This is a genomic window from Planotetraspora sp. A-T 1434, from assembly GCF_025420585.1.
In the GTDB taxonomy this organism is placed as follows: Bacteria; Actinomycetota; Actinomycetes; order Streptosporangiales; family Streptosporangiaceae; genus JAOEGB01.
The window spans coordinates 1-26201 of record NZ_JAOEGB010000009.1; the positions used below are offsets into that span (position 1 = coordinate 1).

The window sequence follows — 26201 nt, forward strand, 5'->3', positions numbered from 1 at the left end:
CTTTTGAGGAAGCCATCCCAGCCGGGGTGGCTTTCTCTATTTCCGGGGCCATTTCGGAGAAGCGGCGCGGGAGCGGCCACGGCGGAGAGCCGAGCGGGCCCGGCGGGAGATATTGGCCCGGGCCCGGCAGGATAGATCGGCGCGGGGCGGTGGGCGCGACAGAGCGGGCACGGCGCCGGGGCGCGCAGGAGCAGGTGCGGCGCGGCAGGTTGGCGCGGGGGCGGGTGGGTGTGGAGGCCGGCGTAAGACCGTGCCCGAGACCACCGCGCCCGCGAAGGGCCGCGGACGCGGCCTCACCAGACCGCGACTATCACGGCCGGCCGGAACACCCGCCCGACACCGTGCCTACGGACAGCACAGCACCCTGCCCGGCATCCCGCCCTCGCCCCATAGCCGCCGACAGCATCGCGCCCACCCCAGCACCACGCCCGCGCATACCCACCGACAGCACCGTGCCGAGCATCACGCCCGCGCATAGCCACCGACAGCACCACGCCGCGCATCACGCCCGTGTCCATGCCGTGTCCATGCCCGTACCGCACCATGCCGGCCATCGGGCCCGCCCCATAGCTACGGACGGCGCCACCCGGCATCGTGCCGGTCGCGTACCCACGCAAATAGCGGTTTCACAGGGCGAGGACCTCGGACGCTGCGGTGAGCAGGCTTCCCCGGTACGCCTCGCCGTACAAACAGACGTGCACGGCCAGCGGATGGAGCTGGTGCAGCGGGACGCGCTCGCGCCAGCCGTCGTTCAGCGGAGCGGCTTCCCGGTATGCACCGCGGATCGTCCCAAGGTGGGGCGCGCCGAAGAGAGCCAGCATCGCCAGGTCGGTCTCGCGATGGCCGCCGTGGGCGGCGGGGTCGATGAGCACGACGCGCGACACGCCCTGGGAAGGTGCGGCGCTCCAGAGGAGGTTGCCGTTCCAGAGGTCGCCGTGAATTCGGCTGGGCGGCTCGGCGGGACCGGATACCTCCGGAATGTAGGCACAGGCCTCCTCGATCAGCTCGACATCGGCCGGGGACAGTTGGCCACTGTCACGCGCGAGCCGTACGAACGGAAGGACCCGTCGGGAGACGTAGAACGACGGCCAGTCCGGAGCCGGCGCGTTGTCCATGGGTAGTTCGGCGATGAAGCCGGGCCACGGCGCTCCGAACTCGGGCGCGCCGGCCCCGTGGAGGGCGGCCAGTTCACGTCCGAACCGTTCCGCCGCCGCGGCGGTCGCCGGCCCAGTCTCGATCCACTCGAGCACGAGAAGGTCGCGGTCCGCGTCGATGACCTCGGGTACGGCCACGGCCTTCGGCTCGGCCAGCCAGCGAAGCCCCGCCGCTTCGGCGGTGAAGCCGGCACCCCCGGCACCGCTGCCGGCGGTGGAACTCGACGCGACAGTGGCCGGCGTCCTCAACCCAGGGGCGCCGGTTTTGACGAAGGCTCTCCGGCCGTCGCTCAGACGGGCTTCGTGGAGGGTCCACGCGTGGCTCGTGCCGAGATCTCTAATGATCTTCAAGATGCTTCGCCAATCCCTCGGACGCGGCCTTGACCATTCGTAGCACTTCGGCGAAGCCCTCCGGGCCGCCGTAGTAAGGATCGGGAACCTCGGCACCCTCGGGCGCGGCCGGGTCGAAGGAGCGGAAGAGCCGCACGTCGGCCCCGGGCGGGGCGATCCGGCGCACCGCGCGCAGGTTGTCCCTGTCCATCACGAGGATCAGGTCACGCTCGGCGAACCAGGCCGGGTCGAACTGGCGGGCACGGTGGCCGGACCCGTCGTAGCCGTGCTCGGCGAGGGCCTTGTGGGCCCGTTCGTCCATGGGGTCGCCCGCGTGCCAGCCGCCGGTCCCGGCGCTGTCCACCACGACATCGAGCCCCCTGTCCTCAAGCGTGCGCCGCAGCACGACCTCCGCCATCGGCGAGCGGCAGATGTTCCCCATGCAGACCAGACATACGCGCTTCATGAACCAATGCTCTCCCATACCCGGCGTGACCTGCTCGTTATCTTGGACGATCACTACAAGAGCGACCCGGTGCGTTCACCACTCGTTCACCTTTAACAGGGGATTAGGTCACCTTTGCTCCCTACCGTCCCTGATGTTGAGAGACAACTGGGAGGAACAACCGTGAAGTATGCAGGCCGGCTCGCCGTAGCCGCCATCGCCGGCGTGCTCTCGCTCGCTGCGTGCGGCACCGACGACAACGCTGGTGGGGGATCCAGCGCAGCACCGCAGGGCGACGGCAGCCTCAAGGGCACCATCAACGCCGCCGGCTCCTCGGCTCAGGCGAACGCGATCGCGGAGTGGAAGAAGTCCTTCCAGTCCTCGAACCCCGGAGTGAGCATCAACTACCAGCCCAGCGGCTCCGGCGCTGGCGTCCAGTCTTTCATCCAGGGCACCGTCGCCTTCGCCGGCTCCGACTCGGCGCTTGACGACACCAAGAACGAGCCCACGCAGGCCGACGCCCGCTGCAAGACCGGCAAGGCGATCAACCTGCCGATGGTCACCGGTCCGGTCGCCGTCGTCTACAACTTGCCCGGCGTGGACGGCCTCCAGCTTTCGCCGAAGACGATCGGCGGGATCTTCAACAGCAAGATCACCAAGTGGGACGACGCCGCCATCAAGGCGGACAACCCCAACGCCAAGCTGCCCTCGACCGCGATCCAGGCGTTCCACCGCTCGGACGAGTCGGGCACCAGCGCGAACTTCACCAAGTTCCTCAAGGCGACCGCCGACTGGCCGTACGAGCCCGCGAAGGCGTGGCCGGCCGAGGCTCAGGGCCAGGGCGCCAAGGGTTCCGACCAGATCGCCGCGTCGGTGAAGAGCACCGAGGGCGCGGTCAGCTACGTCGAGCTCTCCTTCGCGGAGAACTCGCAGCTCCAGAAGGCCAAGGTCGCCAACGGCTCCGGCGAGTTCGTCGAGCTGACCCCCGAGAGCGCGTCCAAGACGATCGAGGCCGCCGAGATCAAGGGCACGGGCAACGACCTCAAGCTTTCGATCGACTACGCCACCAAGGCCGCGGGCGCCTACCCGATCGTCCTGGTGACCTACGAGATCACCTGTGAGAAGGGTCTGTCGGCCGACGACTCCAAGCTGGTCAAGTCCTTCCTGACCTACACCGCGAGCGACGCGGGTCAGCAGGCTCTGACCGGTCTGGGCTACGCCCCGCTGCCGGCCAGCCTCGTCTCCAAGGTCCGCACCGCTGTCGAGGCGATCTCCTAACCCTGATGGCCACGTCACTTCGTACCAGCGAAGGCGGGCCGGCCGTGCGCCGGTCCGCCTTCCGGCGCAGCCGCGGCGACGGCCCGTTCCGGTTCGTCTCGACGGGCGCGGGCGTCATCTTGCTGGCGGTCATGGCGGCGATCGGGGTCTTCCTGATCATCAAGGCCATTCCCGCGCTCCAGGCGAACACGGCCCACTTCCTCACCGAGCTGACCTGGTCTCCCAACGCCACCGAGCCCGCGTTCGGAATCGGCTCGCTGGCCTTCGGAACCGTGCTGAGCTCGTTCCTGGCTCTCATCATCGCCACGCCGGTGGCCGTGGGCGTGGCGCTGTTCATCTCCCACTACGCGCCCCGCCGTCTCGCGTCGCTCCTGGGCTACGTGGTCGACCTCCTGGCGGCCGTCCCCAGCGTCGTCTACGGCCTGTGGGGAGTCACCTTCCTCGTCCCCTTCATGCTGGGACCCTCGAAGTTCCTCAACACCTACTTCGGCTGGATCCCGATCTTCGGCGGCGACCAGGTGGTCGGCAAGAGCATGCTCACCGCGTCACTCGTGCTCGCGATCATGATCCTCCCCATCATCGCCGCGATCTCGCGTGAGGTGTTCCTGCAGGCGCCGAAGATCCAGGAGGAGGCGGCGCTGGCGCTCGGCGCCACCCGCTGGGAGATGATCAGGATGGCGGTCCTGCCGTTCGGGCGTCCCGGCGTCATCAGCGCCGCGATGCTCGGCCTCGGCCGGGCCATGGGCGAGACGATCGCCGTCGCCCTCATCTTCCCGGCGACCTTCAACATCTCGTTCCGCATCCTCAGCGCGAACGGCAACAGCATCGCCGCCAACATCGCCAACGGCTTCGGCGAGGCCACAGAGGTCGGCCGCGGCGCGCTCATCGCGTCCGGGCTCGTCCTGTTCGTCATCACCCTGCTGGTGAACATGGCCGCTCGCCTCGTCATCGCCCGGCGCAAGGAGTACGCGAGGGCCGCAGCGTGACCGTGCAGACTGGAATCCAGCCCATCTCGGCCGGCCGGCGAGTCAAGGACCGGGCCGTACAGGTCCTCGTCTACCTGGCGTTCGCCGTCGCGGTCATCCCGCTCCTGTCGGTGCTGTGGCTCGTCGTCAAGAACGGCCTCAAGCGTTTCGACGTGGAGTTCCTCACCCATTCGATGCGCAACATCGGCGCCCGGGACGCCGGCGGAGGCGCCTACCACGCGATCGTCGGCACGCTGGAACAGGTGCTCCTGGCGTCGCTCATCGCGGTCCCCCTCGGCCTGCTCACCGCGATCTACCTCGTGGAGTACGGCAACGGCGGCCGCCTTTCGCGCATCATCAGCTTCTTCGTGGACGTCATGACCGGCGTCCCGTCCGTCGTTTCCGGCCTGTTCGTCCTGGCCTTCTGGGTCCTCGTGCTCGGCATGTCCTTCTCGGGCTTCGCCGGAGCGCTGGCGCTGTCGATCCTGATGATGCCGGTGGTGGTCAGATCCGCAGAGGAGATGCTGCGTCTCGTCCCGAACGAGCTACGCGAGGCGTCCTACGCGCTGGGCGTGCCCAAGTGGCGGACCATCGTCAAGGTCGTCCTGCCCACCGCCTTCACCGGCATCGTGACCGGCGTCATGCTGGCCGTCGCCCGTGTGGCGGGCGAGACCGCGCCGCTGCTGCTCACGGTCTTCATCACCGACTCCATCAACACCGACCCGTTCCACGGGCCGCAGATGGGTCTTCCGCTGTACGTCTTCGATCAGGCGGGCCGTCCGACGGACACCGCCATCGACCGCGCCTGGGCCGGGGCGCTGACCCTGATCCTTATCGTCATGCTGCTCAACCTGGTCGCACGCCTCATCTCATGGTGGCGTTCGCCCGCGAAGAGGGGGTCCTGAGATGGCCAAGCAGATCGAGGTCTCAGACCTCGACGCCTATTACGGGTCGCACAAGGCGATCGCCGGCGTCACGATGACGATCGAGCCGCGCGCAGTCACGGCGTTCATCGGCCCGTCGGGATGCGGCAAGTCGACGTTCCTCCGGACCCTGAACCGCATGCACGAGGTGATCCCCGGCGCTCGCGTCGAAGGGAAGGTCCGGCTGGAGGACGAGGACCTCTACGGCCCGAACGTCGACCCGGTGTCCGTGCGCCGGACCATCGGCATGGTCTTCCAGCGGCCCAACCCGTTCCCCACCATGTCGATCTTCGACAATGTGGCGGCGGGGCTCCGGCTCAACGGCCGGTTCTCCAGGTCGGAGCTGAACGGCATCGTCGAGGAGTCCCTCAAGGGCGCCAACCTGTGGAACGAGGTCAAGGACCGGCTGGGCAAGCCCGGCGCCGGCCTCTCCGGCGGACAGCAGCAGCGTCTGTGCATCGCGCGGGCGATCGCCGTACGTCCGCAGGTCCTGCTCATGGACGAGCCCTGCTCGGCTCTGGACCCGATCTCCACCCTGGCGATCGAGGATCTGATCTCCCGGCTGAAGCTGGACTACACGATCGTCATCGTGACGCACAACATGCAGCAGGCCGCCCGGGTCAGCGACAAGACGGCGTTTTTCAACCTCGCGGCGCAGGGCCAGCCCGGCATGCTCGTCGAGATGGACGAGACCTCGAAGATCTTCACCAACCCGGCCAAGAAGGCGACCGAGGACTACATCACCGGGCGCTTCGGTTAACCGCATAGGAGGATCCGGGTGACGGCACCCGCAGTGGAGGGGGACACTCGGTCGGCGCCCATGCTCCTGGTGGCCGATCCGGACGCCGGCCTGATACAGAAGCTCGCGGCCGCGCTGGAAGCCGAAGGCGTCGACGTGACCGGCGTGCCGGACGGCGCCCAGGCCCTGCTTCAGGCCGGAGCTCTCCGGCCTGACGCCGTGCTGATCTGCGCCTCCCTTCCCATCGTCGGCCCGGTCGACTTCGTCCGCGCCGTACGGCTCGCCCGAGCCGTGCCCGTGCTGCTCGGCATCGATTTCGGGAGCGATGCCGAGCAGGCTCTTCAGGCCCTGGAGGCGGGCGCGACAGCCTGCGTGGCCAGGCCGTACCGCGTGCCCGAGCTTCTTCCCCTGGTGCAGGCGGCCTTCCGGCGCCAGGGGCCGCACCGGACCGTGTTGACCATCGGCGACGTCGAGCTGGACGTCACGGCGTATCAGGTGAAGGTCGCGGGCCGGATCGTCCACCTGCCGCTGCGGGAGTTCGAGCTGCTGCACTATCTGATGCGCAACGCCAACCGGACCGTCACCCGCGAGCAGATCATGCGCAATGTGTGGCATTCCGCGGACACCATGTCCACGAACACGATCGCCGTCCACGTCAAGCGGCTCCGGGCCAGGCTCGGTGACGACGAGGACAAGATGATCCAGACGGTCCGCGGAGTGGGTTACCGCCTCGTCTCCGACTGATCGCCGGTCTCCGGCCGCCCGGGCTGATGTGTCACCGGCCCGTGAGCCCGGGGCCCGTCGGAAGCTCGCGAAGGCTACCCGCGGGACAGGCGCTTGAGGACCTCGCCGTGGAGCAGGCCGTTCGTGCAGACCATGCTGCCCGTGTCGAGGGGAGAGGTGCCGTCGACCGCGGTGCAGGTGCCGCCGGCCTCCTCGACGATGACGGTGAGCGCGGCCATGTCCCACGGGGAGAGCTCCGGCTCGGCCGAGATGTCCACGGCGCCCTCGGCGACCATCATGTGTGACCAGAAGTCGCCGTAGCCGCGCGTCCGCCAAACCTGCCTGGTCAGGTCGAGGAAGCCGTCGAGCCGGTTGTCCTTCTCCCACTCCGCGAGGTCGGAGTAGGCGAACGACGCGTCGTCGAGGCGGCCGACGGAGGAGACCTGGCAGCGGGTGGCCTTCGTCAGGCTGCGCCCGGTCCACGAGCCGCCCTCCTTGGCGGCCCACCAGCGGCGGCTGAGCGCGGGCGCCGAGACGACGCCGACGACGACCTTGCCCTCCTCCATCAGCGCGATGAGGGTGGCCCACACGGGGACCCCGCGGACGTAGTTCTTGGTGCCGTCGATGGGGTCGATGACCCACGAGCGCATGCCGTATCCGGTGCGGCCGAACTCCTCACCCACGATGGCGTCGCGCGGGCGGGCCCGGCGCAGCGTGCCGCGGATGGCCTCCTCGACGGCCCGGTCGGCGTCGCTGACCGGCGTGAGGTCGGGCTTGGTGTCGACCTTCAGGTCCACGGCTTTGAAACGGCGCATCGTGATGTCATCGGCGGCGTCCGCCATCACGTGCGCGAGACGCAGATCGTCGCTATATCCCACCACAGGCCCCAAGTTATCGTGCCGGAGCCCGCTCGCATCAGGTCCCGGATCGCTCCAAAGCGTACTTGTCGGTAACATCCGGCCATGGACATCGCCGCCTTCATGCTCGACAGCGTGCCGTTCGCGCGGCTGCTCGGGATCTGGTTCGACTCGGTCGGCTCCGGTACGGCTGTCGCCCGCATGCCCGACCGCGCCGATCTGCACAACCACGTGGGCGGCCCGCACGCCGGAGCCCTGTTCTCCCTCGCGGAGTCGGCGTCGGGGGCGGCCATGCTGTCCGCGTTCGGCGACCAGCTCTCCCGGGCCGTGCCGCTGGCCACGGTCGCCCAGATTCGCTATCTGAAGCTGGCCAAGGGCGAGGTGACCGCTTCGGCGACCCTGCGGGCCGATCGCACCGGGGTCGTCGCCCAGTTGGACGAGGGCAGGCGGCCCGAGTTCGACGTGGCCGTCGACATCCGCGACGCCGAAGGGGTCGTCGTCTCGGAGATGACCGTCTCCTGGACCCTTCGCCCCAACCGCTGATCGGGGGAGTCGCCGGGCCGGTCAGTCGTCGTCCGATCCCTCGCGGCTGGCCAGCAGGCGCCTGAGCGACTCCAGCCGCGCGGGCTCGGCGTGGCCCTCCGCGACGAAACGGTTCAGGGCGCACTCCTCGCCCAGATGGGTGCAGCCTTTCGGACAGTCGACCGTGGCCTCGTTCAGGTCGGGGAAGGCCGCCAGCACGGTCTCGACGGACACATGCGCCAGTCCGAAGCTTCGCACCCCGGGCGTGTCGATGATCCAGCCGCCCTCGGGGAGCTCCAGCGCGACGGCCGACGTGGAGGTGTGCCTGCCCCTGCCGGTCACCGCGTTCACATGCGACACGGCCCGGTCCGCGTGCGGCACGAGGGCGTTGACCAGCGTCGACTTCCCGACACCGGAGTGACCGACGAGCACGCTCATCCGGTCCGTCAGCCTCTCCCGCAGTTCGTCGAGGGATCCGCCCTTTTGCACCACGAGGTACGGCACGCCGAGCGGCTCGTAGAGGGCTACCAGGTCGCCGGCCGGTGCGAGGTCGGCCTTCGTGAGGCAGAGAAGCGGGTCGATGTCCGCGTCGAACGCGGCGACCAGCATCCGGTCGATCATCCGAGGGCGCGGCGGAGGGTCGGCGAGCGCGGTGACGATGACGAGCTGGTCGGCGTTGGCGACGATCGGCCGTTCGATGTCGTCGATGTCGTCGGCGCTGCGGCGCAGCATGGAGCTGCGCTCCTCCACGCGCACGATCCGCGCCAGCGTGTCCGGCTGTCCGGTCACGTCGCCCACCAGGGCCACCCTGTCGCCGACCACGATGCCCTTGCGGCCGAGCTCCCGGGCCTTCATCGCGACGACCAAGGTGGGCTTGCCCTTCTTCCCGCGACGCCCTCCTCGCGCCCGGCGGCCGCCGGCGGCCGCTCCGTCATGCGACCCGTGCTCGCCGATCACCTGCCCGTCGATCACTCGCTCGCCGGGCCCGGACCGACCGGCCTCGTGGTCTCCGGTTCCGTGGTCTCCGGTTCCGTGGTCACGGGGTTGGGGGATGCCGTCGCCGACCAGGCAGGTGTAGCGGCCGCGGTCGACGGCCACGACGAACCCCTCGACGGCTTGTTCGTGGGCAGGACGGATCCGCGTCCGGGGCCGGGACCCCTTTCCCGGTCTGACCCTGACGTCGTCCTCGTCGTACTGCCGCTTTCTCAGCGCCCCCGCCCCGATCGTCTCGCGCGGGCATCGGCCTCGACCAGGGGGACGGCGTACGCCTGAGCCCTCGTAGTCACCGCCGTGCCGTCCATCACCGTGCGCCGCCCAGCATGGCGGTCCACATGCCGGCGAACTCGGGGAGGGTCTTCGCGGTGGTGGCGATGTTCTCCACCTCGACGCCGGGCACGACCAGGCCGATCACCGCGCCCGCCGTGGCCATCCGGTGGTCGTCGTAGGAGTGGAACACCCCGCCCGACAGCGGCCTCGGGTGGATCTCCAGGCCGTCGGCCGTCTCGCGGGCGTCGCCGCCCAGCCGGTTGATCTCCGTGGCCAGCGCGGCGAGGCGGTCGGTCTCGTGCCCGCGGATGTGGGCGACGCCCCTGATCCGGGTCGGGCCGTCCGCCAGCGCGGCCAGCGCGGCGATGGTCGGGGTGAGTTCGCTGACCTCGTGCAGGTCCGCGTCGACGCCGCCCACGTGGCCGGTGCCCGTCACCTCGAGCCCGTGGGGCAGGCGTGTCACCGTGGCGCCCATCTCCGCGAGCAGGTGCCGGAGCTGGTCGCCGCCCTGCGTGGTCTCCTCCGGCCAGTCCGGGATGACCACGGTGCCGCCGGTGACGAGCGCGGCGGCCAGGAAGGGGGCGGCGTTGGACAGGTCGGGCTCGACCGTGACGTCCCTCGCTCGGATCGGGCCGGGTTCGACGCGCCACACGTCGGCCTCGGAGTCGTCCACCCGCACGCCGGCCTGGCGGAGCAGCTGAATGGTCATCGCGATGTGCGGCATCGACGGCACGGGCGGGCCGCTGTGCCGCACGGTCAGGCCCTTCTCGAAACGGGCGCCGGTGAGGAGGAGGCCCGACACCATCTGCGAGGAGATCGAGGCGTCCAGGACGACCTCGCCGCCCGGCACCGGTCCGCGGATCGTGAACGGCAGGGCGTCGTTGTCGATCGACGCGCCGAGCGAGCGCAGCGCGCCGAGGATGGGGCCCATCGGCCGCTTGCGGGCGTGCGGGTCGCCGTCGAAGAACACCGGGCCGTCGGCGAGCGCGGCCACCGCCGGGACGAACCGCATGACCGTGCCGGCCAGGCCGACGTCGATCGACACACCGCCCGTGACGGGCCGGGGAGTGATCGCCCAGTCCACGCTCGACGTGCTCTGGTTCGACGGGGTCATCTCCGCGCCCAGGGACCGCAGCGCTGCCACCATCAGGTCGGCGTCCCTGCTGCGGAGGGCGCGCCGTACGGTGCCGGGGGCGTCGGCCAGCGCGGCCAGGAGAAGCACCCGGTTGGTCACGGACTTCGACCCGGGCAGGCGGACGGTCGCATGGACCGGCTCGGTCACGGTCGGGGCGGGCCAATGCGCCCCGGCGCCCGAAACGGCGGCGCCGTTCATCGGGGCGCCGCGCTCGTCGCGGTGCTCGTCGCGGTGCTCGTCGCGGTGCTCGTCGCGGTGCTCGTCGCCGTGCGAGGACTCGTGCGGGTCGGCGCCGCCGGACGCGGGCTGCGGAGAGGCCATGCCCAGAAGCTTATCGTCGTGCCCTCCAGAGCCGCACGGGCCGCGCACGGCCCGTGCACGCCCGCGCGCGGGCGGCAAAGGGATGGCAATCTAAGGGCATGTGCGGGAGGTACGCGTCGGCGCGGAAGAAGCATGAGCTGATGGAGGAGTTCGAGGTCGAGCTGGACGGGGTCCCGGACACCGACCTGCGCCCGGACTACAACGTCGCGCCGACCAAGGAGGTCTACGCGGTGATGAGCCGCGTCCCCAAGGTGGAGGGCGAGAGCCGTACGGACCGGCCGATCAGGCAGATCCGCGTGGTGAGGTGGGGGCTGGTGCCCAGTTGGGCGAAGGACCCCTCGATCGGGTCGAGGCTCATCAACGCGCGGGTAGAGACGGTGGCGGAGAAGCCCGCGTACCGCAGGGCGCTGGCGTCGAGGCGGTGCCTGCTTCCGGCCGACGGCTACTTCGAGTGGATGCCGGTGGAGGGAAAGAAGAAGCAGCCCTACTTCATCCATCCCGGGGACGGCGGCGTGCTCGCGATGGCGGGGCTGTACGAGTTCTGGAAGGACCCGTCCCGGGCCGACGACGATCCGCTCAAGTGGCTGTGCACGTGCACGGTCATCACGACGACGGCCGAGGACAAGCTGGGGCACATCCACGACCGGATGCCGATGATGGTCGAGCGGGAGCGCTGGGCGGAGTGGCTCGATCCCCGGGTGACGGACGCGAGAGGGCTTCTGGTGCCCGCCGGCCCCGACAGGCTCGTGGCCCATCCGGTGTCCACGTCGGTGAACGACGTGCGCAACAACGGCCCCGAGCTGGTCGACCCCATCGAGCCCGAAGGTGGGGACACCAGCGCGCTCTTCTAGGAAGCCGTTGGTGTAAGCGCGGCGCCGAACGGGCATCCGGTGAGGAAGCGGTTCACCACACCGTAATAAATTCCGACCTGTGAGGAGACCGGGGCTCCTCGGCGGGTTCCCCCCACTCCCGGAGGTGCGGATTCGTGGACGTCGCGACCGCGCGTATGCGCCTGGAAAGCATGCTCGAAGAGCTCGATCGATCCATCGGGGTGCTGAAGAGGGATCCGGTCGCCCCGCAGGAAAGATCCCCCGCCGACGCGGGCGCCGACCTGAACGACGCCGACCGGACACAGGCCATGCTGGACGTCGCCTCCCGGCAGCGCACCGCCGTACTGGCGGCACTCAGGCGGCTCGACGACGGCGGCTACGGGCGGTGCGTGGACTGCGGCAGGCCGGTCCCCGAGGGCAGGCTGGAGGCGCGGCCCGAGGCGGCCCGCTGCGTCCAGTGCCAGTCCAAGATCGAGCGCCGCCGCTGAGCGGTGTGATGCCCGCGCGTGTCCTTACGGCTCGGCGGCCTCACAGGGGCTTCCTGGCGCTGGCGACGAGATGGATGCCCACGGTGTCGTCGTCGTCAGACTGGGTCTCCAGTTCCGTGCGGACGAGCCAGGCGAGCGAGCGGCTGTCGGAGCCGAGCACGTGGTCGACGGTCGAGGGGGACAGGACCGTTCTGGGGCGGATCCACTCGACCTCGAGCCCCGCGCCCGTGATCAGCTCCCGCACCTGGCCGCTCGTGAAGCACCGGGTGATGCTGCCGTCGGGCCAGGGGATGAGCATGACCTCGCCCGTCTGGCACAGGTGGGCCCAGTAGTTCTGCTCGGCGAGGATGGCCATACCGAGCACGAGCGAGTCGACGCACATCAGCACCCGGCCGCCCGGCTTCAGCACCCGGAACACGTCTTCCAGGACCGACTCGGTCATGATCTCGACCGAGAGCACCCGCTCCTCAGCGATCACCGCATCGACGGACCCGTCCGGCAGGAACCCGAGGTCGTCGGCGCGGACCTTCTGGATGCGGTCGGAGGCGTCCCGCAGCCACGGTTCCGCCGGTTTGCGGAAGTCCAGCACCTCGATCACGCGGTGCCCGGCGCGGGCCGCCTGGGCCGGCCCCCGGCCGCGGCCCCCGGACAGGTCCAGCAGGAGGGACGGGCGATCGGGGAGCCACTGGCGCAGTTGCTCGGCGACCACAGCGTGATAAAAGGTCCAGTAGGGCCCGAGGGCGCCCGAGCCATTCAGTTCGTTGGCCGGAATAGGCAGCACGAGCGGCTCCTGGACGTCGGTTTCCGGGCTACCAGCCGGTACGTAGGTTTTTCCCCGCAGCGGGGCGTTCGTCACCTCAAACCGCACCGGGAACAGACTCTACGCCCGCCCTGTTGCAGATGAGCATGAACACGTTGGTGCTGCCGGAAGCCCCCGGCGACCCCGCCTACCTCGGCCCGGTATTCTCGGCTGGGTACGGCGTTCTGAAGGGGGTGGGTCCGGTCTCCAAGACAGTCGAGGAGACTCTGGAGCAGCGCAGTGAGCGGTTCGAGCGGGATGTCATGCCGTATCTCGACCAGCTCTACTCCGCCGCGCTCCGGATGACCCGTAACCCAGCGGATGCGGAAGACCTCCTTCAGGAGACGTTCGCCAAGGCCTTCGCCTCGTTCCACCAGTTCCAGGAGGGGACGAACCTCAAGGCCTGGCTCTACCGCATTCTCACCAACACCTTCATCAACAGCTACCGCAAGAAGCAGCGGGAGCCGAAGCAGGCCGGCACCGAGGAGATCGAGGACTGGCAGCTCGCGCGGGCGGAGTCGCACACGTCGAGCGGTCTCAAGTCCGCCGAGATCGAGGCGCTGGAGCACCTGCCCGACAGCGATGTGAAGAACGCGCTGGCCGCGCTTCCGGAGGAATTCCGCATCGCCGTGTATCTCGCCGACGTGGAGGGCTTCCCCTACAAGGAGATCGCCGACATCATGGGGACCCCCATCGGGACCGTGATGTCGCGCCTGCACCGCGGTCGGCGGCAACTGCGGACGCAACTCGAGGACTACGCGCGCGACCGCGGGCTCGTACGGTCGGACTCCCGCGGCGGAGGTCTCGACGAGTCGCTTGGCCAGGAGGAGCGATGAGCTGCGGGAACCACCACGACACGCCGTGTAGCGAAGTCCTTGACCGCGTCTACAGCTACCTCGACGGCGAGCTGGACGACAGCGGCTGCGCGGACATAAGACAGCACCTCGACGAGTGCCACCCGTGCCTCGAGGAGTACGGCCTGGAGAAGGTCGTCAAACAGCTCGTGGCCAAGCACTGCGGATGCGACCCGGTCCCGGAGGACCTGCGGGCCAAGGTCATGACCCGTATCGAACAGGTCCGCATCCAGCTCGCCGATTAAGATCAGCCCTTACATCTCTGGAAGGGCGGGGACATGCGGGCACTGGTCACTGGCGGAGCGGGGTTCATCGGGTCGACCCTGGTCGATCGGCTGATCTCCGACGGGCACGAGGTCGCCGTCGTGGACGATCTCTCCTCCGGGCGGAACCGCAATCCTCAGGCTCCGCTCCATGTCATGGACGTCAGGGATCCGGCGCTCGGGTCGCTGGCCGAGCAGTGGCGGCCGGAGGTGGTCTGCCACCTGGCCGCGCAGATCAGCGTCCGCAAGAGCGTCGCCGACCCGGTCCACGACGCCAGGCTGAACGTCGAGGGCACGGTCAACGTGCTGGAGGCCGCCCGGCGGGCGGGGACGCGCAAGGTGGTCTTCGCCTCCTCCGTCGCCGTGTACGGCAGGCCGGCCGTCATCCCCGTCCCGGGGGACGCCCCCACCGATCCCCGCTCGCCGTACGCCGCCTCCAAGCTCAGCGGGGAAACCTATTTGTCCGCGTATAGCGGGCTTTATGGGCTTGAATACACCACGCTGGTGCTCTCGAACGTCTACGGCCCGCGTCAGTCGCCCGACGGCGAGGCGGGCGTCGTCGCGATCTTCACTGACGCCCTGCTGTCCGGAAGGCCCACGGTCCTGTACGGCGACGGCTCGCAGACCAGGGACTACATCTTCGTCGAGGACGTGGTCGACGGCTTCGCCCGCGCCTGCGGTCCGGACGGCAACGGCCGGCGCTTCAACCTCGGGACCGGCCTGCAGACCACCGACCGCGAGCTCCACTCGCTGGTCGCCGCCGCGGCCGGCGCTCCGGACGAGCCGGCCTTCGAGCCGCCGCGCCTCGGCGACCTTCCCGCCATGGCGGTCGACCCCGCGCCCGCCCTCGAAACGCTCGGCTGGCGCCCGAGGCACGACCTGCCCCAGGGGCTCAAGGCCACCGTCGAATGGGCCCGCGACCGGTCCTGACCGCTCACTCGGGCGGCGCCGGATATCGACGACCAAATGCCCGAATTGTTGGCACCCGGCCGGGACGCTCCGTGCATGATCACGAAGAGTATTCGCGCAGTTTGGCAGGTGACTGCGGGAACTCTTGCATGATCACGATAGGTGTCGGCGCAGGCCAGCCGGGACCGCCGGGAATCCGTGCATGATCACGTCATGATCGCCCCGGGGAGATAAATCCGGATAATTCAACTCAGCGTGATGGCTTGATTACGGTTTGGCCGCGAAGCGCCGACATCCCTGACCGGACGTGCGGGGTTCTGTAGCCTGAGTGGCGAATCGATGTGGAGGCGGCACATGCTTGGGAAATCCATCGTCCGATTGCTGGCCGCGCTGGCGCTGCTCACTCCGGTCATCATCCTGGCCGGCGTGGTCACCGGAAGTCCGGGGATCTCCTGGACGTGAGTCGTGTCGGCCAATGCCTGTGGATCTTCTCAGTGCACGCTGGATCCATAGGCCTTCTCGCCTGAGGGGGCCGCATTGCGGGAACTGCCGTGGCCTGCCAAGGTCTACTTCGTCGCGCTGATCGGGACCGCCGGCTTCCTGCTGGCGCGGAGCGTCACCATGCCGAAGTGGTACGACCAGGTCGAGTGGTCCAGGCTGATCGTGCTCGCGCTGCTGTTCCTGGTGTGCGAGTCCGTGCCGACGCTGCTCAACGTGCCACAGGCCGCCGTGTCGGTGAGCTACTCCGCCGCCCTGGCGGCCGTCGTCCTCGTCGGCCCCCTCGGGGCTGCGCTCGTGGGCCTCATGGCGGTCGTGAGCGTACGGCCCGGCCTGCCGGTCGTGAAGCGGCTCTTCAACGGCGCCCAGTTCGTGATCTGCGGCTACGCGGCGGGATGGGCGTTCACGCTGGCCGGCGGCACCGTCGGCCTCCCGGAGATCACCGACTTCCCGGGCATCATCGTCCCGTACGGCGCGGCCACGGCGGCCTTCGTCGCGATCAACTTCATGTTGACCGCGATCATCCTCCTGCTGGTCGCCGGGGTCGGCAGGAACCAGGTCTCGCTGCGCGGCATCGTCCAGTTCCTGGGGTCGATCGTCGGCTACGCCACCTTCGGCCTGCTGATCGCCGGGCTCTGGGCCACGGTCCAGTCGATCTCCACCGTGCTCGTGCTGCTGCCGCTGTTCGTCGCCCGCTGGGCGCTGGGGCACTACCACGCCGAGCAGCGGTCCTACGACGCGACGATCGCGGCCCTGTGCCAGGCCGTGGAGACCAAGGACTACTACACGCGCGGCCACTGCACCCGCGTCTCGGCCGCCTCCTCCATGATCGCCGAGGAGATCGGGATGGGGACCGAGCGGCTCCGCGCGATCCGGTACGCCGGGATGCTCCACGACGTGGGCAAGCTGGGCGTGCCCACCAAGGTCCTGCAGAAGGACGGCGACCTCACCGAGGAGGAGTTCGCCGCGATCCAGCTGCACCCGATGCGCGGCCTGGAGATCGTCCGGGGCATCGACTTCCTCGACGAGGCGTTCGCCGGGATCATGCACCACCACGAGCGGCACGACGGCAAGGGCTATCCGATGGGGCTGGCCGGGTCGGAGATCCCGGAGTTCGCCAGGATCATCGCGGTGGCCGACGCCTTCGACTCGATGACGTCGGACCGGGCCTACCGGAAGGCGAAGCCCGTCGACGTGGCCGTGGCCGAGCTGCGGAAGAACGCCGGCACCCAGTTCGATCCCGTCATGGTCGGCACGTTCATCAAGGCGCTCAGCCGCGACGGCTGGAACCCGCCGGAGGCCGTCCCGGCTCCGCCGGACGACGCCGTCGAGACCACCGCCAAGGATCACGACGACCCCACGACCCCCATCCAGGTGGTGTCGGAGCGGTGAGAGAGCGGCGGATGGCGACGGCGAGGGCGGCGCACGGGCTCGACTCCGGGCAGCTCCTGCTGATCTGCGCGGCCGGGATGCTGACTGTGGCGGGGATCTCCCACACGGCCGCCGTCGGGCTGGCCGACTCGCAGGTGGCGATCGGGTTCGGCGTGCTGATCGCGGCGGGCGAGCTGGCCCGGCTGACGATGCCCGGCAACCGCGAGGTCGCCCCGGTCTCCACGGCCGCCGCGCTGGGCTACGCGCTTCTGCTCGACGTCGGCGGCCGCCCGGCGGACCACTCGGCGCTGCAGGTCGTCGCGGTCATGTCGGTGGGGATGATCGCGGGTGGGCTGCCACACCTGGCGGTCGGCCGCCCCCCGCGCCTGGACGCGATGGCCAGGAGGCTGCTGGCGGGCTCGCTGCTGGCCTTCGCCTACCGCCCGCTGGCCGGCCCGCTCCGCCGAGTGGCCCTGGAGGGCGACTGGTGGCCGGCCCTGGGCGTGATGGCCGTCCTCAGCGCCGTCATGCTGACGGCCGACGTGGTGATCGCGGCGATGCTGCGGGCCGAGCAGGTCCGGACCGCCTTCCGCGTGGCCGTACGGGACGAGATCCGGATGGGCGGGCCGCTCGGCGCGGCCGTCGCCGCGTCGGGGATGCTGCTCGTGCTGGCGTCGCACAGCATGGACATGACCGCGCTGCCGGCGTTCGCGGCGCCGCTGCTGGTCACGCAGGTCGCGTTCCGGAAGTACGCCGGGATCCGGGCGACCTACCTGCAGACCGTGCGGGCGCTGAGCCGGGTCACCGAAGTCGGCGGATACGTCGAGCCCGGCCACTCCCGGAGGGTCAGCCAGCTCGCCCTCGCCATCGGCCGGGAGCTCGGGATGTCCGAGCCCCAGTTGCTGGAGCTGGAGTACGCGGCGCTCATGCACGACATCGGCCAGCTCTCGCTGCGCGACCCGATCCCGGGCGGGGCCACCGTGCTGACCGACCCGGCGCAGGCGAGGCGCATCGCCGAGCTCGGGGCCGAGGTGATCAGGAAGACCGGCGTCCTCCACGGTGTCGCGGAGATCGTCGAGCGGCAGTGCGACCCCGTCGGCGACTCGCCCCCCGCGGCCAGCAGGATCATCAAGGCCGCCAACGCGTACGACGATCTGGTGGGCGGCTCCACCGACAGAGACAGGGCGGCGGCCGCGCTCGAACGGCTCCGCCTCGACGGGGGCGCGGAGTACGACCCCGCGGTCGTGGAGGCCATGGCCCGCGTCGTCGACCGGCTCGTCCTCGTAACACGCTTGTAGCAGACGTCTTACGGAGAGCCCCTCTGCGGCGCGCCGAGGGGGTTGTTTTTGTGGCGACCCTACAGATTCGCCCGTCGGGTTCAGTTGGAAACGGGCGGGGGGTCCGAGCGGGGGATCCCCATAAAGTTGGCTGCGTGTTCGACTCAGTGCTTGTCGCCAACCGCGGTGAAATCGCCCGGCGGATCATCCGCACGGTCCGGCGGATGGGGCTGCGCGCGATCGTGGTCCACTCGGAGGCGGACGCCGAACTGCCCTTCGTGGCCGAGGCGGACGAGGCCGTCCTGCTCGGCCCAGCGAGCCCGGCGCAGAGCTACCTCGACGTGAGCAAGGTCATCGACGCCGCCCGTGCCGCGGGGGCGCAAGCCGTCCATCCCGGATACGGCTTCCTCGCCGAGAACGCGGCCTTCGCCCGCGCGGTCGTCGACGCGGGCCTCGTCTGGATCGGCCCGGACCCCGACGCCATCGAGCGGATGGGCGACAAGATCAACGCGCGGAACCTGATGGAGGAGGCCGGCGTCCCGGTCGCCGCCGGGACCCGCGAACCGGTGACGGATCTCGCGGGGGCCGTGCGGGCCGCGGAGAAGATCGGCTACCCGGTCATGGTCAAGGCCGCCGGAGGTGGCGGCGGGATCGGCATGGGGGTCGCGCATGACGAGGACTCGCTGGCCAAGGCCTTCGAGCAGGCCTCCCGCGCGGCCGCTCGTTTCGGCGGGGCGGAGGGGGCGGGCCCGGCGATCCTGCTGGAGCGTTATATCGAGCGGGCGCGGCATGTCGAGGTGCAGATCCTGGGTCTGGCCGACGGGACAGTGATCGCGCTGGGCGAGCGTGACTGCTCGGTCCAGCGGCGCCACCAGAAGGTCGTCGAGGAGAGCCCGTCGCCCGGCATCACCCCGGAGCTCCGCGCGCGCATGCTGGCGGCAGCCGTACGGGCGGGAGAGACCGTCGGATATCGCGGCGCCGGCACCGTGGAGTGCCTCGTGGACGCCGACGCGCAGGACTTCGTGTTCCTGGAGATGAACACCCGCCTGCAGGTGGAGCACCCGGTCACCGAACTCGTCACCGGCCTCGATCTGGTGGAGCACCAGATCCGCATCGCCGCGGGCGAGGTCTACGCCGTGGAGACGCGGCCGAGCGGGCACGCGATCGAATTCCGGGTGTATGCCGAGGATCCCAAGCGGTTTTTCCCCGGGCCTGGCAAGATCGACGTGTGGGAGGAGCCGTCGGGTGAGGGCGTCCGGGTCGATTCCGGCTATGTCGCGGGAAACACGGTGACCCCGTTCTACGACCCGCTGATGGCCAAGCTCTGCGTCCACGGCGCCACCCGCGAGGAGGCACTGGGCCTGGCTCGTACGGCTGTCGCCGCGTTCAGGGTCGAGGGGCCGAAGAACAACCTGCCCTTCTGCGCCGAGTTGCTGGACAACCCCGAATTCATGACCGGGGACTACGACACGGGACTGGTCTCCAAGATGAGGCAAGCCCGATAGTTTGATTCGTCGATTGAGGGGAGTTCGCGGGTGGCTGAGGTACGCGCTGAGATGGTGGCGAACGTCTGGAAAGTCGTGGTGAGTGAGGGCGACGCCGTCGATGAGGGCGACACGCTCGTCATCCTCGAGTCGATGAAGATGGAGATCCCGGTCCTGGCCGAGGACTCCGGCGTGGTGGCCCAGCTCAAGGTCGCCGAAGGTGATGTCATCCAGGAGGGCGACCTGATCGCCGTCATCGAGTAACCCCCCGCCCGCCAAATCCCGGGCGTGATCATGCGCGGATTCCCGGGCAGGTCTGCCGAGCTGCGCCGAAGCCGTGCGTGATCATGCACGGATTCCCGGGCAGGTCTGCCAAGCTGCCCCGAAGCCGTACGTGACCATGTAGAGATTCCCGGCCGGGCGTGTCGACTCGCGCGTCAGTCATGCATGGCTACGACGGAGTGGTCAGGGCCGCCGCGCATCGGACTCGAAGATCCAGGCGGACGAGACCTAATAGGCTGGCGCGCATGAGACTTGCTCCAGGGCTGCGTGCCGAGGTCCTCATCATGGTCGAGCGGGAGGACACCGCGATCCGGGTCGGCAGCGGTGACGTGCCCGTCCTGGGCACGCCGCGGCTGCTGTCCTTCGCCGAAGGGGCCACCGTGAAGGCGGTTCAGCAGTACCTGGACCCCGGTCAGACCTCGGTCGGCACGAAGGTGGAGCTTGAGCACCTCGCGCCGAGCCCGGTCGGCATGCACGTCGAGATAAGCGCCGAGCTGACCGAGGTGGACGGTAGGCGGCTGGTCTTCTCGATCAGGGCCGTCGACAAGACCGGCGTCCTGGTCGGCGTCGGCAGGATCGAGCGGGTCGTCGTGGACCGTCAGAGGTTCCTCGCGCGTCAGTGAGCCCCCCATCCCTGATCGTGTCGGCTCGTTACAGCCATGACCCCACCAATGCATGATCACGCGTGGTGTATGCGCAGCTCGCGATCCTCGTGCAGGCATCCGTGCATGATCACGTGTGGAGTATGCGCAGCTCGCCACCCATGTCTGGGAATTCGTGCATGATCACGCGCAGGGGGGTTGGCGGGATCTGCCGGAAACCGTCCGGGACCCCGGCTAGGCTGGGGGACCGTGGACCTCTACTGCGATCACTGCGGCAGGCCCGCCGCCGAGGGTAACCACGCGGCCTGCCGGGCCGCCCGGGCGATGGAGCCGCCACGCTACTGCGCGCGGTGCCGCCGCCGGATGGTCGTCCAGGTGACTCCCCGGAGCTGGTCCGCCCGCTGCTCCGAGCACGGCAGCACGGCGGGGTAACCGCTAAGCTCTCTGGCCTGACCCCGGGGGCGGGAGCCGTGTCCGTTCAGGCTTCTGTGATCAGGTCGTGACCTTCCCGCGACCCGAGCCTGCTTGGTTGGACACCTTCGGGGCTGAAGTTACTTAGGGGGTATGGGGCACAAATGGTGGCCCAAGGGACGACCCTGGCTGGGCGTTACCGGCTGGACGCCCGGCTCGGCGCCGGGGGCATGGGCGAGGTGTGGCGGGGTGAGGACACCGTCCTCGCACGCACCGTCGCGGTCAAGGTACTGCTTCCCGGCCGTCTCGACGACCCCGGCTTCGCCGTCAGGTTCCAGGGCGAGGCCCGCGCGATGGCGACGGTCAACCACCCCGGCGTGGTCGACGTGTACGACTACGGCGTCACCGACGTCCCCGGCGACGGGCCGACCGCCTACCTCGTGATGAGGTTCGTCGACGGCGAACCCCTCGACCGGCTGCTCATGCGGCTCGGCCGGCTCGGGCCCGAGCCCGCGATGGAGTTGATCGCGCAGGCCGCGGCGGCTCTGCAGGCGGTCCACGACCGGGGGATCGTCCACCGCGACATCAAGCCCGGCAACCTCCTGGTCCGCCCGGACGGCACGCTGGTCCTCACTGACTTCGGCATCGCCCGCGCGGACGCCAACAGCCGCCTCACCGACGCTGGCATGGTCCTCGGCACCGCGGCGTACTGCGCCCCCGAGCAGGCCGAGGGCGCTCCGGTCACCCCCGCCGTGGACATCTACGCCCTGGGCGTCGTGGCCTATGAGTGCGTGGCCGGGCGCAGGCCGTTCGACGGCGACACCCCGGTGACGATCGCGCTCAAGCACATCCGCGAGGAGCCTCCGCCGTTACCGGCCGACGTGCCGCCCGCGGTGCGTGCTGTCGTGGAGCGGGCGATGTCCAAGGACCCGGCCCGCCGCTGGCCGTCCGCCGCCGCCATGAGCCAGGCCGCCCGGCAGTCCGTCGCCCTGGGGGGAGCCTTCGACCCAGGTACGGCTCCCGCGACGGGCGGCTACGGCCGGCAGGGCATGGCGGCCGCCCTCGATCTCGGGTCCGCCTCGACCCAGGCGGAGCCCGCCTACCCCGAGCGCCCCTACGCCGACCCGGCGTTCACGGGAGAGGCGCCCACCTATCGGGTCACGAGGGACACCTGGAGCGGCGGCACCGCCGTACCGCCCGCGACCGTGGAGGCGCCGCAGCCCGGGTCGCGGTCCTCGCGTCACCAGGCGGTTCAGAAGAAGAGACGTTCGGGGCTGATCGTGGCCGGGGTCGCCGGCTCCGTCGTGGTCGTCGGTCTCGCGGCGCTTGGGGTCAATCTGGCCTCCGCCGGCTCCGGCCGGGTCGGCGAGCCGAGCACGCCGCCCTTGACCGTCGAAACCCCCAGCACCCCGGCCCATTCGCCGTCCAGGACCCCTCCGCGGTCGAGCCCGACGCCCACCCACACGAAGTCCTACGTCTCGCACACCCCGACCCCGACGCCGACCAGAACACCGTCGCCCAGTCCTACCCCCAGTGACTCACCGTCGCCGAGTCCTTCGCCAAGCGACACCGCGAACATGCTGAGGGTTCCGCTGGTGAGGGGGCTCAGCGAGGGCGCGGCGACGGCCAAGCTGCAAAAGGCCGGTTTCAGGGCCACCGTCAAATACTCCGGCGACGGAGATTGCCGGAGCCCGGTGACCGGCCAATCCCCTGCTTCGGGAGCGCTCGCGGCCGAGAAGTCCGTCGTCAGGATCTTCGTACTCAGGAAGCCGTGCGCGTCTCCCAGCCCCAGTGCCACGCCGAGCCCGTCGGTGAGCCCCACCCCCTGAGCCAGGGGGCAGGGCTCCCGCCGTCACACGCCGGTGGTGCTCCGGGGGTAGGCGATCTCCGGGTCGGTGGCGATGTTCACCAGGTACGGCACGCCCGAGTCGAACGCCCGGCGCAGCGCGGGGCCGATCTCGGCCGGGGAGGTCACCAGCTCGCCGCCACCACCGAGCGCGGTCACAACCTGGTCGTAGCGGCACTGCGGCTGCAGATCGGCGGCCACGTCGTAGCCGTACAGCATCTGCATGGGGTGCTTCTCCAGGCCCCACATGCCGTTGTTGCCGCAGATCATGACGACCGGCAGCTTGTGCCGGACGAGGGTGTCCACGTCCATCAGCGAGAATCCGGCGGCTCCGTCGCCGAGCAGCAGCACGACCTGTGACGACGGCCGGGCCAGCCGCGCCGCGATGGAGTAGCCCAGGCCGGTGCCCAGGCAGCCGTACGGGCCCGGGTCGAGCCAGTTGCCCGGCCTGCGCGGCTCGACGTACTTCCCGGCGTAGGACACGAAGTCGCCGCCGTCGCCGATGACCACCGCGTCGTCGGCCAGCAGCTTGCCCAGCTCGCCGTAGATCCGCATGGGATGGATCGGGTCGGAGTCGGACTCCAGCAGCGGGGTGTCGCCGACGATCGCGGCGGCGGCCGCCTCCGCGAGGGCGGTCACCCACGGCGCGTACGCCTTCGGGTTCACGCCGACGGTGCCGCAGGCCGCGCCGAGGCCCCAGAACAGGACGGACAGGTCGCCGGCCGCGGCCCCGGCGAGGCCGGTGTGCGTCGCGAGCTGGGAGGGGGCGTCGCTGATGTGGACGACCTTCGCCAGCGGCGCGCCGTCCTTGCCCCCGAACCAGCCGTAGCCCAGGCGGAAGTCGAGCGGCGTGCCGACGACGATGACGAGGTCGGCCTGGCCGAAGGCCATGCCGCGGGCCCGGGTGACGAGCAGCTCGTGACCGGCGGGGAGGATGCCGCGGCCCTGGCCGTTGGGGATCACCGGCAGGCGGTACTCCTCGGCGAAGTCCCGCGCGGCCTCCTCGGCGCGGTCCATCCACACGTCGGAGCCGAGCACCAGCACCGGCCGCTCGGCCTCGGCGATCAGCCGGGCGATCGAGGCCAGCGCCTCGGGGTCGGGCTCCAGCGGCGACGGGGTCAGGGTCTCCGTCTCGTGCTCGCCCGAAGGCGAGAACAGGTCATCCATGTAGAAGTCGAGGAAGACCGGCCCGCGGTGCGGCGCGAGAGCCGTACGGAATGCCATCTCGACGTCCTGGCCGATGGAGTCGGCCCCCGAGCCGGTGAAGGCGAGTTTGGTGATCGGCTCGAACAGCGGCGGGTGGTCCATTTCCTGGAGTGCCCCCGAGCCCCAGCGGGACCGGGGCGCCCGGCCGCCGAGCACGACGACGGGCGAGCCGTTGAAGTGTGCCGTCGCGACGCCCGAGACGCCGTTGGTGATGCCGGGACCGGCGGTCAGCACCGCCAGCCCCGGTTGGCGGGTCAGCCGGGCCGTCGCCTCGGCCGCGAAGACCGCGCTCTGCTCGTGTCGCACGTCGAGAATGCGCATGTTCTCATGGACCGCCCCGTCGTACAGGGGGAAGACGTGCCCGCCGGAGAGCGTGAACATCGTGTCCACGCCGTAGGCCTGGGATACGGCGACCGCTATGTCGCCTGCGTGCTTGGGGGACTCCATGCCGTGAACCTACCAGTCAGTCACTTAGCCGGACAGGGGCCTGCTGATCTGGCAGACCCTGCCCCGAAACGCCGTCTGTAACACCCCTTACAGGGTCTGGGACAGTGCCTTGATCGGCATTTTCAGGTCGGCCAGAAGTCCCAGGTCCTGCTCGGGCGCCCGGCCGAGCGTGGTCAGGTAGTTGCCCACGATGATCGCGTTGATGCCGCCCAGCATGCCGTCGCGGGTGCCGAGGTCGCCGAGCGTCAGCTCGCGCCCGCCCGCGTATCGCAGGATCGTGCGCGGCAGGGCGAGACGGAACGTCGCGATCGTCTTCAGCGCCTCGGCGCCCTCCAGCAGCGGATAATCGGCGAACGGCGTGCCGGGGCGCGGGTTGAGGAAGTTGAGCGGCACCTCGTCGGGCTCCAGCTCGCCGAGCTGCGCGGCGAACTCGGCCCGCTGCTCCAGCGTCTCGCCCATGCCGACGATGCCGCCGCAGCACAGCTCCATGCCGGCCTCGCGGACCATGAGACAGGTGTCCCACCGTTCCTCCCACGTGTGGGTGGTCACCACGTGGGAGAAGTGCGACCGGGCGGTCTCCAGGTTGTGGTTGTAGCGGTGGACGCCCATCTCGGCGAGCTCGTCGACCTGCGCCTGCGTGAGCATGCCGAGCGAGCAGGCGACGTTGATGTCGACGGCCTCGCGGATCGCCTTCACGCCGTCGCGCACCTGGTCCATGAGGCGCTGGTCGGGGCCGCGCACGGCCGCGACGATGCAGAACTCGGTCGCCCCCGTCCGCGCCGTCTCGACCGCCGCCTGGACCAGCGACGGGATGTCCAGCCACGCCGCACGGACCGGGGAGGAGAACTGGCCCGACTGGGAGCAGAAGTGGCAGTCCTCCGGGCAGCCGCCGGTCTTGAGGGAGATGATCCCCTCGACCTCCACCTCGGGGCCGCACCACTTCATCCGGACTTCGTGAGCCAGGGCGAGCAACTCGGGAAGGCGCTCGTCCGGCAGCCGGAGGCACTCCAGCGCCTGGGCCGCGTCGAGGCCCCGGCCCTCCTCCAACACCTGGACCCGGGCGATCTCGATGATGTCTGCGTTCACCTGGTCGCGCTCCGCTCCGCTGCTCGCCGGCGCCTCGGAGGCGCTCGTGTGTTCAGGCCACTGTGGGGTCGAAGGTGAAGTCTCGGTCACGGGGAAAGCTTAAGGGTCGAGCGGAATCCGGCGGGATTGAACACCCCCCCGAGCGCCGGGGCGAGTCCGGCGCGGGCCACGCGGGCGAAAGTCGCCTGGTCAAGGGCACCCGCTCCTTCGGGGAGCGCGCCGGCGAGCGGCCGGGCGGCCAGCATCTCCAGGTCGGCGACGTTGCACCGGTCGGCGAGCCCCGGCTCGGCGGGCCACGAGCCGATCACCACCCCGGCGAGGTCGAGCCCCCTGCCCGCCATCGCCTCCAGCGTCAGCGCGGTGTGGTTCAGCGTGCCCAGCCCGGCCCTGGCCACGACGACCACCGGCGCCTGAAGGGATCTCGCCAGATCCGCCAGCGTGGCCCCGTCCTCGTCGAAGCGGACGAGCAGCCCTCCGGCCCCCTCCACGACCACCAGCCGGTGCGACTCGGCGAGCTCCCGGATGCGGGCGGCCGCCGAGGCGAGCGACAGCGTGGGGAGGCCCGAGACGCGGGCTGCGGCGGCCGGGGACAGCGGGTCGGGGTAGCGGGCCAGCTCGAACGTCGTCGTCACGCCCGAGAGCCTGATCACGTCGTCCAGATCGCCCGGCTCCCCGGGCGCCACCCCCGTCTGCGCCGGCTTCACCACGGCGACCGTCGCGCCCCGTTCCCTGCCCAGCACGGCTATCGCGGCCGTGACGACCGTCTTCCCGACGCCGGTGTCCGTCCCCGTGACAACGAGAATGCTCATCCACCGCAGCGTAGGCCGTGACGGCGGTCGCTGGGGGCAGGAGGAGCGCCTCGTGCGGCGATGTGAGGTGGCGGCGGAGGG

27 protein-coding genes are annotated in these 26201 nt (G+C 70.2%); 18 read left to right on the plus strand and 9 right to left on the minus strand.

Annotated features, from left to right (window positions below):
* Positions 1-626: 626 nt before the first annotated feature.
* Positions 627-1505 carry a fructosamine kinase family protein gene (locus N5079_RS13425; protein ID WP_261583992.1) on the minus strand — a complete coding sequence of 293 codons (879 nt, stop codon included), beginning with the start codon at positions 1503-1505 and terminating at the stop codon, positions 627-629.
* Complete coding sequence (locus tag N5079_RS13430) at positions 1492-1950, minus strand: low molecular weight protein-tyrosine-phosphatase (RefSeq protein ID WP_261583993.1); 459 nt, start codon at positions 1948-1950, stop codon at positions 1492-1494. The genes N5079_RS13425 and N5079_RS13430 overlap by 14 nt, the downstream gene beginning before the upstream one ends.
* A 162-nt stretch (positions 1951-2112) precedes the next feature.
* Here N5079_RS13430 and pstS point away from each other — a divergent pair, with 162 nt between their 5' ends.
* The 5 genes from pstS to N5079_RS13455 are packed head-to-tail and all read left to right on the plus strand — an operon-like array spanning position 2113 to position 6578.
* Positions 2113-3207: a phosphate ABC transporter substrate-binding protein PstS gene (pstS, locus tag N5079_RS13435; RefSeq protein ID WP_261583994.1), complete on the plus strand. Its 1095-nt coding sequence runs from the start codon at positions 2113-2115 to the stop codon at positions 3205-3207.
* A gap of 5 nt (positions 3208-3212) precedes the next feature.
* Complete coding sequence (pstC, locus tag N5079_RS13440; protein ID WP_261583995.1) at positions 3213-4193, plus strand: phosphate ABC transporter permease subunit PstC; 981 nt, start codon at positions 3213-3215, stop codon at positions 4191-4193.
* Between the two features lie 2 nt (positions 4194-4195).
* Complete coding sequence (pstA, locus tag N5079_RS13445; RefSeq protein ID WP_410007786.1) at positions 4196-5077, plus strand: phosphate ABC transporter permease PstA; 882 nt, start codon at positions 4196-4198, stop codon at positions 5075-5077.
* Between the two features lies 1 nt (position 5078).
* Complete coding sequence (gene pstB / locus N5079_RS13450) at positions 5079-5855, plus strand: phosphate ABC transporter ATP-binding protein PstB (RefSeq protein ID WP_261583997.1); 777 nt, start codon at positions 5079-5081, stop codon at positions 5853-5855.
* 18 nt (positions 5856-5873) lie between these two features.
* On the plus strand, positions 5874-6578 hold the full coding sequence (locus N5079_RS13455) for a response regulator transcription factor (RefSeq protein ID WP_261583998.1): 705 nt from the start codon (positions 5874-5876) through the stop codon (positions 6576-6578).
* Between the two features lie 74 nt (positions 6579-6652).
* On the opposite strand, the gene hisN is transcribed toward N5079_RS13455, so the two are convergent.
* Entirely contained in the window at positions 6653-7438 is a 786-nt protein-coding gene (gene hisN, locus N5079_RS13460) for a histidinol-phosphatase (protein ID WP_261583999.1), read from the minus strand.
* Positions 7439-7519: 81 nt separating this feature from the next.
* On the opposite strand from hisN, the gene N5079_RS13465 reads away from it, so the two are divergent.
* Positions 7520-7957, plus strand: a complete 438-nt coding sequence (locus tag N5079_RS13465) for a DUF4442 domain-containing protein (RefSeq protein WP_261584000.1) — start codon at positions 7520-7522, stop codon at positions 7955-7957.
* A 21-nt stretch (positions 7958-7978) separates the two neighbouring features.
* Here the strand turns inward: N5079_RS13465 and rsgA are convergent, their stop codons facing one another.
* Both rsgA and aroA read right to left on the minus strand, forming a co-directional pair.
* A complete protein-coding gene (gene rsgA, locus N5079_RS13470) occupies positions 7979-9145 on the minus strand; it encodes a ribosome small subunit-dependent GTPase A (protein WP_261584261.1) in 1167 nt (388 codons plus the stop codon).
* Positions 9146-9236: 91 nt separating this feature from the next.
* Entirely contained in the window at positions 9237-10535 is a 1299-nt protein-coding gene (gene aroA, locus N5079_RS13475; RefSeq protein ID WP_261584262.1) for a 3-phosphoshikimate 1-carboxyvinyltransferase, read from the minus strand.
* A gap of 221 nt (positions 10536-10756) precedes the next feature.
* Here aroA and N5079_RS13480 point away from each other — a divergent pair, with 221 nt between their 5' ends.
* Entirely contained in the window at positions 10757-11509 is a 753-nt protein-coding gene (locus tag N5079_RS13480) for an SOS response-associated peptidase (protein WP_261584001.1), read from the plus strand.
* A gap of 134 nt (positions 11510-11643) precedes the next feature.
* Entirely contained in the window at positions 11644-11976 is a 333-nt protein-coding gene (locus N5079_RS13485; RefSeq protein ID WP_261584002.1) for a TraR/DksA family transcriptional regulator, read from the plus strand.
* A gap of 40 nt (positions 11977-12016) precedes the next feature.
* On the opposite strand, the gene N5079_RS13490 is transcribed toward N5079_RS13485, so the two are convergent.
* On the minus strand, positions 12017-12757 hold the full coding sequence (locus N5079_RS13490; RefSeq protein ID WP_261584003.1) for a class I SAM-dependent methyltransferase: 741 nt from the start codon (positions 12755-12757) through the stop codon (positions 12017-12019).
* Between the two features lie 281 nt (positions 12758-13038).
* Here N5079_RS13490 and N5079_RS13495 point away from each other — a divergent pair, with 281 nt between their 5' ends.
* From N5079_RS13495 to N5079_RS13540, 10 genes are all read left to right on the plus strand, one after another.
* Positions 13039-13611, plus strand: coding sequence for a sigma-70 family RNA polymerase sigma factor (locus tag N5079_RS13495; RefSeq protein WP_410007787.1), 573 nt, complete (start codon positions 13039-13041; stop codon positions 13609-13611).
* The gene (rsrA, locus tag N5079_RS13500) at positions 13608-13874 is read left to right on the plus strand and encodes a mycothiol system anti-sigma-R factor (RefSeq protein WP_261584004.1); all 267 of its coding nucleotides are present in this window, start codon (positions 13608-13610) and stop codon (positions 13872-13874) included. The genes N5079_RS13495 and rsrA overlap by 4 nt, the downstream gene beginning before the upstream one ends.
* 33 nt (positions 13875-13907) lie before the next feature.
* Entirely contained in the window at positions 13908-14822 is a 915-nt protein-coding gene (locus N5079_RS13505; protein WP_261584005.1) for an NAD-dependent epimerase/dehydratase family protein, read from the plus strand.
* Positions 14823-15338: 516 nt separating this feature from the next.
* Entirely contained in the window at positions 15339-16691 is a 1353-nt protein-coding gene (locus N5079_RS13510; RefSeq protein WP_261584006.1) for an HD-GYP domain-containing protein, read from the plus strand.
* Between the two features lie 11 nt (positions 16692-16702).
* A complete protein-coding gene (locus N5079_RS13515; protein WP_261584264.1) occupies positions 16703-17968 on the plus strand; it encodes an HD-GYP domain-containing protein in 1266 nt (421 codons plus the stop codon).
* Positions 17969-18102: 134 nt separating this feature from the next.
* The gene (locus N5079_RS13520; RefSeq protein WP_261584007.1) at positions 18103-19452 is read left to right on the plus strand and encodes an acetyl/propionyl/methylcrotonyl-CoA carboxylase subunit alpha; all 1350 of its coding nucleotides are present in this window, start codon (positions 18103-18105) and stop codon (positions 19450-19452) included.
* Positions 19453-19482: 30 nt separating this feature from the next.
* Positions 19483-19695 (plus strand): biotin/lipoyl-binding carrier protein, encoded by a 213-nt coding sequence (locus tag N5079_RS13525; protein WP_261584008.1) that lies wholly within the window; start codon positions 19483-19485, stop codon positions 19693-19695.
* A 263-nt stretch (positions 19696-19958) separates the two neighbouring features.
* The gene (locus tag N5079_RS13530; RefSeq protein WP_261584009.1) at positions 19959-20336 is read left to right on the plus strand and encodes a thioesterase family protein; all 378 of its coding nucleotides are present in this window, start codon (positions 19959-19961) and stop codon (positions 20334-20336) included.
* Between the two features lie 228 nt (positions 20337-20564).
* Entirely contained in the window at positions 20565-20747 is a 183-nt protein-coding gene (locus tag N5079_RS13535; protein WP_261584010.1) for a hypothetical protein, read from the plus strand.
* Between the two features lie 143 nt (positions 20748-20890).
* Positions 20891-22555 (plus strand): serine/threonine-protein kinase, encoded by a 1665-nt coding sequence (locus N5079_RS13540; RefSeq protein WP_261584011.1) that lies wholly within the window; start codon positions 20891-20893, stop codon positions 22553-22555.
* A 23-nt stretch (positions 22556-22578) separates the two neighbouring features.
* On the opposite strand, the gene N5079_RS13545 is transcribed toward N5079_RS13540, so the two are convergent.
* The 3 genes from N5079_RS13545 to bioD all read right to left on the minus strand — a co-directional run bounded on the left by N5079_RS13545 (position 22579) and on the right by bioD (position 26120).
* Positions 22579-24225: an acetolactate synthase gene (locus tag N5079_RS13545; RefSeq protein WP_261584012.1), complete on the minus strand. Its 1647-nt coding sequence runs from the start codon at positions 24223-24225 to the stop codon at positions 22579-22581.
* An 87-nt stretch (positions 24226-24312) separates the two neighbouring features.
* Positions 24313-25401, minus strand: a complete 1089-nt coding sequence (gene bioB / locus N5079_RS13550; protein ID WP_261584013.1) for a biotin synthase BioB — start codon at positions 25399-25401, stop codon at positions 24313-24315.
* A complete protein-coding gene (gene bioD, locus N5079_RS13555; protein ID WP_261584014.1) occupies positions 25398-26120 on the minus strand; it encodes a dethiobiotin synthase in 723 nt (240 codons plus the stop codon). Before bioD ends, bioB begins: the two co-directional genes overlap by 4 nt.
* Positions 26121-26201: the final 81 nt, after the last annotated feature.

Coding starts and splice junctions, on each gene's coding strand:
- N5079_RS13515 (WP_261584264.1), top strand. CDS start 16,703: ATGGCGACGGCGAGGGCGGCGCACGGGCTCGACTCCGGGCAGCTCCTG.
- N5079_RS13505 (WP_261584005.1), top strand. CDS start 13,908: ATGCGGGCACTGGTCACTGGCGGAGCGGGGTTCATCGGGTCGACCCTG.
- bioD (WP_261584014.1), bottom strand. CDS start 26,120: ATGAGCATTCTCGTTGTCACGGGGACGGACACCGGCGTCGGGAAGACG.
- rsrA (WP_261584004.1), top strand. CDS start 13,608: ATGAGCTGCGGGAACCACCACGACACGCCGTGTAGCGAAGTCCTTGAC.
- N5079_RS13480 (WP_261584001.1), top strand. CDS start 10,757: ATGTGCGGGAGGTACGCGTCGGCGCGGAAGAAGCATGAGCTGATGGAG.
- N5079_RS13545 (WP_261584012.1), bottom strand. CDS start 24,225: ATGGAGTCCCCCAAGCACGCAGGCGACATAGCGGTCGCCGTATCCCAG.
- pstC (WP_261583995.1), top strand. CDS start 3,213: ATGGCCACGTCACTTCGTACCAGCGAAGGCGGGCCGGCCGTGCGCCGG.
- aroA (WP_261584262.1), bottom strand. CDS start 10,535: ATGAACGGCGCCGCCGTTTCGGGCGCCGGGGCGCATTGGCCCGCCCCG.
- N5079_RS13430 (WP_261583993.1), bottom strand. CDS start 1,950: ATGAAGCGCGTATGTCTGGTCTGCATGGGGAACATCTGCCGCTCGCCG.
- N5079_RS13540 (WP_261584011.1), top strand. CDS start 20,891: ATGGTGGCCCAAGGGACGACCCTGGCTGGGCGTTACCGGCTGGACGCC.
- pstB (WP_261583997.1), top strand. CDS start 5,079: ATGGCCAAGCAGATCGAGGTCTCAGACCTCGACGCCTATTACGGGTCG.
- N5079_RS13530 (WP_261584009.1), top strand. CDS start 19,959: ATGAGACTTGCTCCAGGGCTGCGTGCCGAGGTCCTCATCATGGTCGAG.
- N5079_RS13495 (WP_410007787.1), top strand. CDS start 13,039: ATGCCGTATCTCGACCAGCTCTACTCCGCCGCGCTCCGGATGACCCGT.
- N5079_RS13465 (WP_261584000.1), top strand. CDS start 7,520: ATGGACATCGCCGCCTTCATGCTCGACAGCGTGCCGTTCGCGCGGCTG.